The 4,080-nt window shown below is 34.2% G+C and carries 5 protein-coding genes and 1 pseudogene; 3 read left to right on the top strand and 3 right to left on the bottom strand.

Annotation, left to right across the window (positions count from 1 at the left end; translation table 11 throughout):
- On the bottom strand, positions 1–461 hold a 461-nt coding region (selD, locus tag Q0U74_RS07645; RefSeq protein WP_297393849.1), incomplete at its 3' end, for a selenide, water dikinase SelD.
- 120 nt (positions 462–581) lie between these two features.
- Here selD and Q0U74_RS07640 point away from each other — a divergent pair.
- Entirely contained in the window at positions 582–1,019 is a 438-nt protein-coding gene (locus Q0U74_RS07640) for a nucleoside deaminase (protein WP_297393848.1), read from the top strand.
- Here Q0U74_RS07640 and Q0U74_RS07635 read toward each other — a convergent pair.
- Complete coding sequence (locus Q0U74_RS07635) at positions 993–1,544, bottom strand: phosphatase PAP2 family protein (protein WP_297393846.1); 552 nt, start codon at positions 1,542–1,544, stop codon at positions 993–995. The genes Q0U74_RS07640 and Q0U74_RS07635 overlap by 27 nt on opposite strands.
- 41 nt (positions 1,545–1,585) lie before the next feature.
- Complete coding sequence (locus Q0U74_RS07630) at positions 1,586–1,825, bottom strand: DUF3787 domain-containing protein (RefSeq protein ID WP_297393845.1); 240 nt, start codon at positions 1,823–1,825, stop codon at positions 1,586–1,588.
- A 169-nt stretch (positions 1,826–1,994) separates the two neighbouring features.
- On the opposite strand from Q0U74_RS07630, the gene Q0U74_RS07625 reads away from it, so the two are divergent.
- Together Q0U74_RS07625 and Q0U74_RS07620 are read left to right on the top strand one after the other, a co-directional pair.
- On the top strand, positions 1,995–3,731 hold the full coding sequence (locus Q0U74_RS07625; RefSeq protein WP_297393843.1) for an ABC transporter ATP-binding protein: 1,737 nt from the start codon (positions 1,995–1,997) through the stop codon (positions 3,729–3,731).
- Positions 3,718–4,080, top strand: a pseudogene (locus tag Q0U74_RS07620) (ABC transporter ATP-binding protein); the annotation flags it as partial. The gene Q0U74_RS07625 and the pseudogene Q0U74_RS07620, both read left to right, overlap by 14 nt.

Genomic DNA, 4,080 nt, shown 5'->3' with positions numbered 1-4,080 from the left:
TTCTTCACAAGCCCTGTCACGCATTGACCAAATTTAATTTTTCTGTCGTGAATAGAATGTCCTCCAGTTATTGAAACTTCTGCCTCGCGACAAACATCTCCTGCACCCCGAAGTATTTCTTTTAAAATTTCAAGATTTTCTCCTTCAGGAAAGCAAACTATATTTAGGGCAAACTTTGGCTCTGCTCCCATGGCATAGATGTCAGATATTGCATTTGTAGATGCAATCCTTCCAAAGTCATAGGGATCTTTTACCATTGTAGAAAAAAAGTCCAAACTCTCAACTAGGGAGATGTCTTCGTTTATTTTATAGACGCAAGCATCGTCTCTTCCGTCGAAGCCCACTGTGATTTCTTCTCTCTTGTAGGGTTTTAAATCTTTTAAGATGCTCGATAAATCTTTGACGCCAATTTTTTCATTGCAGCCGCCGCACACTTCAAGCTCTAATTTTATTTCTGACATATTATCACCAATTAATATTATATCACAGAGAAATTTTTTCATATATCTTTTATAAAGGCAAATTACTTGTCTACAATAAATTTTTTTATTTGCTATAATAATTTTATGGAAATCAAGTATATGAAAGAGGCAATCCGCTATGGACTCCGCTCACTTTTATCAGAGGACGTGCCCGTAGGATGTGTCATAGTAAAAAATAATAAAATAATTGGATATGGCTACAATAAAAAAGAAGAGCTTCACTCTCCTCTTGCCCATGCAGAAATTATGGCTATAAATATGGCGTCAAAAAATTTAAATTCCTATCACTTGGAAGGCTGTGACATCTATGTGACTTTAGAGCCTTGCCTCATGTGTGTTGGCGCAATTTTAAATTCCCGCATAAAAAATTTATATTTTGGTGCAAGAAATAAGCGCTTTGGCGCAGTCCTCTCTCACCAAAAAATAGAAAAACTCATAACTAATCACAGGATAAGTTATGAGTCTGGAATCTTAGAAAGAGAATGTGCAAGCTTAATAAGTGAATTTTTCTCAGAGCTTAGGAAGAGGTCTAAATAAAAATCCAGCATTTGTTTGCAAAAATTCTAAGATAAATTTGTCATAATTGTTTTTTGTAAGTATGGCAATAGCTATGCCAAGTATAGCACCGATTATTACATCGCTGGGATAATGGACAAAGTGATAAATCCTAGAGAGGGCAATTAAAGTTGCCACAACTAAGAAAAATATTCCCATGCCCTTAAAGTAAAAGTAAATAGTTAAGGCAGCTGCAAAGGATGAAGATGCGTGACCTGATGGAAAGGAAAAGTCCGTTGGATTTTTTATCAAAAGCTCAACTTTTGATATCCATGAAGGTCTTTTTCTCTTTAAAATATTTTTTAAAAGTAAATTGCAGACTATTCCATTAAAGATTAGGGCAAGGGCTATATTCACGCTCTCAATTCTAAATCCCAAGTAAAATAAGATAAATGTGGTGAAAAGCCAAATAGCACCGCCTGTTCCCAGATGTGTAATTGCAATCATATACCTATTTAATGTCTCCGTCCTTATGCTAAGGAGCCATTCTAAAAATTTTTTATCCATTTGCACCTCTTATGAAAAAAGGCCTATTCCTAGGCCAATTTTTACATTCTATTTTCGTTGTCAACCCATTCTTTAGCTTCTTCAACAGAATTTTCAGTTGGAATTTCGATTCCTGTTTCAGGATCTTTTCTTTCTGTCTTAGCATATACATCAGAGTCTGGTCTGTCTTCTGAGTTGATTTGCTTTTGTTGGTCCATGTTTGCCTTCATTTGTTTCTTTTTTGCATCAGAAAGAGTTTTTGAATTTTCAATTAAATCTTTTTCTTTTTTATTGTCTGTCATAATAATTCCTCCGTTATTAATAATAAAACATTCTTAATATTATATTAGTACAAAAAAGTCTCAATTTCAATTCATTTAAGTAAAGTATTACAATAAATTTAGTAAAATGTTTGAGAAAGTTTTTTTGGGTAGATATATTAAAGTATAATAAAAATTTAGGAAGTGCTATATGCTAAAAGTTGTTTTTGATAATTTAGGCGAGTATAAAAAATATGCTATTCTCTCGCCTTTTTTTGTTTTAATAGAAGTTTTAATGAATGCAGCAATTCCCTTTTTCATGACGAAGATCATTGATGAGGGCATACTTAAAAATGCAAGGGAAAATATAATTCACTACGGTCTTATTTTATTTGTTATTGCAGGAATATCCCTTGCCACTGGCATCATCTCAGGCTATCTTGCCACAAAGGCATCCTCTGGTCTTGCAAAAAATATGCGCTATTCCATGTTTTATAATATCACAAACTTTTCCTTTGAAAACATGGATAAGTTTAAGAGAGGAACTCTTATAACAAGGATGACTACTGATGTGCAAATGGTTCAAATGGCATTTCAAATGACAATTAGAATGGCAATAAGATCTCCTCTCACTCTGATTTTTTGCTTTATCATGAGCTTTAAGCTCTCGCGAGAACTTGCGCCTACCTTTGTCATTATAATCCCCCTAATTGCCCTTGGCATGGGCTATATCATTAAGGGCGCCTATCCAATTTTTGAAAGAGTTTTTAAAATCACTGACAAATTAAATACAGATGTATCTGAAAATTTGTCTGCAATAAGAGTTGTAAAGTCCTTTGCCAGGGAAGACAAGGAAATAAAAAAATTCGACGACATTTCTGACGACCTTAGAAATAATTACATCAAGGCGTCAAAACTTCTTGCCCTTTCAAACCCACTAATGAACTTTTCCACTTACCTCATGACAATTTTAATTGCTTGGCTGGGAAGTCACTATATAGTGGCAGGAAATATGTCTACAGGAGCTCTTACAGGGCTTGTGACTTATGCAATACAAATTCAAATTTCACTTTTAATGCTTTCAATGATCCTAGTACAAATTACTATTGCGAGAAACTCCATAAGAAGAATCAATGAAGTAATAGAAACTTCTCCATCCATTGTCAGTCCAGAAAATTCTGTCAAAAATGTAAAAAATGGAGAAATTATTTTTGAGGATGTCTACTTTTCCTATTCAAAAGATTTAGACAAGGCAGTTTTAAAAAATATAAATCTAAAAATAAATTCTGGTGACTATGTGGGCATAATTGGTCCCACAGGCTCAGGCAAGTCCACCCTTATAAGTTTAATAGCAAGGCTTTTTGACACTACAAGTGGCAATGTAATAGTTGCTGGAGAAAATGTAAAAAATTACCATTTAATTTCTTTAAGAGATGAAGTTTCTGTTGTCCTACAAAAAAATCAACTCTTCACTGGGACTCTTCGTGAGAATTTAAAGTGGGCTGATGAAAATTTAAGTGACGACCAGTTAAAGGAAGCACTATACATTGCATCTTGTGACGACTTTATTGATGTGGAAAAAGATTTGGACATGATGGTGCAAAGAGGCGGCACAAACTTTTCTGGTGGACAAAGGCAGAGAATTTCTATTGCCAGATCCCTTTTGAAAAATCCAAAAATTTTAATTATGGACGATTCAACTTCAGCCCTGGACAACAAGACAGAAGAAAAAATAATTGAGTCTCTAAATAAACTTAGACCTGACATGACAAAAATTTTGATATCACAAAAGATCAAGTCCCTAAAAAATACAGACTACACTCTTGTTATGGATAGGGGAGAAATTGAATCTATTGGTAAGCACGCTGAGCTCATCGAAAAGAGTCCAATCTATAGAGAAATTAATGAAACTCAAGAAAGTGACGGTGATTTTGATGCAAAAGAATAGGACAAAAATTACATCAAAGGAAAATAAAGATGCTGCAAAAAAATTGTTGTCCTTTATCTTTAAGAGACACAAGTATAAACTCCTTGCAGTTTCTGTATTGGTAATTATTTCATCTCTTGCCACAATTTCTATGTCCTTATTTATGAGATTTCTAATTGATGACTACATCATCCCCTTGGTAAATAGCTCAAGCCCAGACTTTTCTGACCTCTTGTCCATGTTAATTAAGATGGGAAGCTTCTTGGCTCTAGGTGTTCTCTCATCCTTTACCTATTCAAGGCTTATGGTCTACATTTCTGAAAACACCCTTGGCGACATGAGAAAGATTATGTTTGAAAAGATGGAGGCT

Source organism: uncultured Peptoniphilus sp. (assembly GCF_946998875.1).
GTDB lineage: Bacteria > Bacillota > Clostridia > Tissierellales > Peptoniphilaceae > Peptoniphilus_A.
The sequence above is the reverse complement of the archived record's forward strand: the minus strand, read 5'-3'. Positions and strand labels throughout refer to the sequence as shown.